At 56.8% G+C, this 3,144-nt stretch carries 1 protein-coding gene and 1 pseudogene; both read right to left on the reverse strand.

What is annotated here, in order from left to right:
- Positions 1 to 2,065 (reverse strand): fibrinogen-like YCDxxxxGGGW domain-containing protein (locus HMPREF2528_RS04365; RefSeq protein WP_070542652.1); only part of this gene is annotated, 2,065 nt, incomplete at its 3' end.
- A 528-nt stretch (positions 2,066 to 2,593) separates the two neighbouring features.
- A pseudogene (locus HMPREF2528_RS04370) lies at positions 2,594 to 3,144 on the reverse strand (fibrinogen); the annotation flags it as partial.

Below are 3,144 nucleotides of genomic sequence, written 5' to 3' on the forward strand. Positions count from 1 at the left end.
CCGGCAGCATCTTACCGCTGTCCTTATCGAAAGCCGCTACCAGGCGAATGGTCTGAGCGTTAGTCGCGTTCTCCCACTCCGAATAGACCGTATCTGCACCCTGGAAGAGGAAATCGCCGCAGTGGCACGCACCGTAAATGGTGTTACCGCTCAGATGCAGATCCTGGAAGTCACCACCCTCACGAGTAATTGCGCTGTCGGTGCGGCGCATCGAGCTCTTCTCGTAACGGGTAATCATATGCTCGGTGCCACCCACCCAGACGGAGGAACCAGCATCCTGAACATCGAACTGGAAGCCCCACATCCTGCGCTCGTTTTTCAAATCCCAGGTTTGGGCATTCTTGGGGGTGTATGAAGGACGGTGGTGCCAAGCCACCGGGTTCGTGCTACTGCCTTGCATATGAGCGAGACGGAACGCCTCCTGGTTATTCAGCTGGGTGAAGTAACCAGCGACGTACACATCGGCATTGCCCTCAGAAGCGCTCACGCCGTTAACTGTGCCATTAAAGACCGGACGCCAGTTCCAGTCCACCTCACCGTTGCTCAACTTAATGCGAGCCAGGTTCCTCGCATACGCGTAGGTGGGGGAGGTCTGGCCCTTCAAGTGAGTGAAGGAACCACCAATGTACAGGTAGCCATCACGCACGTGCAGGGTCTTAATCTGTACCGGTACGGAAGCAATGCGGCTAACCACGCGGATATCCCAGTCCTTAGCAACCTGACCGGTCTGCGGATCCAGAATTACAAAACCGTTGTAGTACTCGCCGTTCACCTGGTCGAAAGAACCACCCACAGCAAGCAGGCCGTTCGGCAGAGCCTCAACCGACTTCACCTGACCGTTAATCTTCGGGCGGAAGGAACGGCGCAGCTCGCCGGTACCCACCTCGTAACCAGCCAAGAAAGCCTGCTCAACCTTCTCACCGCTTGCCGACTCAACGTACGCGAAATCGCCACCGGTAAAGACAGCGCCACCGACCTCGGTGATAGCCTCAACCTGGGTGTTCATCTCACCCTTCTTGCCGGTACCGGTCTCAGCGCTGGTACGCCACTTCCACTTCTCGGAGTAGCTATTGGGTAGCGCGCGGCGGTTACTTGCCGCAGCGCCCTGCTGGCCATAATCATGCAGACCCTTAGCCACCAAATCGTTCTGAGTCACCTTCGGGCGCAAGAACATCTGAGTAAATACCAGGGGAGTGGTCGAATCATCCGCCGGGCGGTAAATATACGCCGAAGGACGGTTCATCAGGTAGGTCTCGGTCCACCATGTAATCTTGGCGTTGCGACCGTAGGTGAAGCCCAGCTTGTAGCCCTGCGATGCCTTCTCTTCGAAGTTCAGGGAACGGAAATCATCAGAATCATGGGTGAAGATGTTACCAGCCACCTGACCACGGTTGGCGTAGTCATAACGGTTACTGTACTGCCAGGTGTTTTTGACCGAAATATTTGACCAGAACATCTTTGAACGCAAAGTCCAAGTCCATTCGGTACTGGAATCACGGTGAGCCTTAAAATCCTGCCAGGTAGTGCCCTCAACGTTCATCGCGCGATGGAAACGCACGCCATCGGGCAAATCCTGCGGACGGGTACCGTTCAGTAGCGCGTTCACGGTCACGCCGGAGAGCTGCACCGCATCAAAGCCGGTCGGGTTCTTATACAGCTGATCGGCATTACCGCGACCGTAGTAGTTCTCAGTCCAGCTCTCACGACCGCGGCCAATCATAACCCAGCCGCCGCCATCAGTTTCCTGATCGCAATAGAACTGCTCAGGAGCACTCATCGCAGGGGTGTACAGCCAGTACGCGCCGCTCTTGCCACGCGGATTATTCTGCTTAACCTCCCAGCAGCTCGCAGCCGCGCGCTCACTCGACGAACCGTCATAGTAGCGTGCATCAGCAGCCTGCGCGCCCGAAGCAATCGGACCCAAAGAAGCCGCAACCATCGCAAAAGAAGCAGCCGCCGCACCCAAAGCACGGGACCCGGAGCGAGAAGCTACGCGAGAGCCCTCAGAAGCGGAGGAAGCAGCACCCTGCGCGCGCCCTCCACGCGTGAACGGAAGAAAATTCATTTGTCTCTCCTAGAGACCTCAACCGGCACACAGCAGAAAACTGCAATTCACACAGCAACACCCACCCCACACAAGGCACAGCATAGTGACCAGGCATCGGGGTAAGGGGGAAGCGTTATGAACTGCGCTAACAGCGAGTCTGTAGCCGGAATCAGTGAGTGTAGTTATCGGAAATTGAATGAATACGCCCCACCCCTCACGCACGAAGCCAACAATGGCACTGTACCCGTACGAAGCGGAACGCTAAAAATCTGTGAAGTTTCCTCTGTCGTACCAACAGCGAAGAAACACCACAGACCAAGATTCAGCCCATCATCGGAAAGGACGGAAGCAACCCATCCGACGCAATGAATCCCAACCCATCATAGCCGCCGCAGAGGCGAAGAGATAGCAAACTGGGAAAACCGGACCGAACCAAAACTATAGAGGGCATACACCCCGGGTGCACCGCCGCCTGACCCGGACCCCGCAAACCCTGCAGAGCCCGAACCAGGCGGCGGCTCAAAGAAACTAGATCAACAATCTGGCCTAAGCCTGAGCAGCTCCTGTGGAAGCCGAGAAGTTCTCAGACGCATCGATGGAACGCACATAGTAGCGAGCGCCATCAGTATGCTCAACCTCGTAGCTGGTGCCCGAGACCGTAGCAATCACACGGTCATCACGCAGCACCTGGTAGCGAGCACCGCTCTCACGAACACCAGACCAAGACAGCTTATCGGTCGAGCCATCACGCTGAACCGACAGATTCGACGGAGTCGACGGGGCGGTCACATCGCGAGGAGCAAAACGAGCAAAACCGACAGTGCGCTGCTCACCATTAGCACCCAGCGAACGGTTAATGTCGCCACCAACCCACAGGTTGCCGCGAGAATCCACGAAGGACTCCCAAACACCGTAGCCGCTAGCGCCCTTCAGAACCGGGCTGAACTCGCCGATGACTTCGCCGCTATCCTTATCGAACGCTGCGACCAGGCGCATACGGTGAACCGCCTTCGATTCCTTCCAATACGTGTGGTAGCCGGTCGAACCCTCGAAGAGGACATCACCGCAGTGGCACGCACCGTAAATGGTGTTACCGC

Origin of the sequence: Rothia sp. HMSC078H08, assembly GCF_001808955.1 — a bacterium.
Classification (GTDB): domain Bacteria; phylum Actinomycetota; class Actinomycetes; order Actinomycetales; family Micrococcaceae; genus Rothia.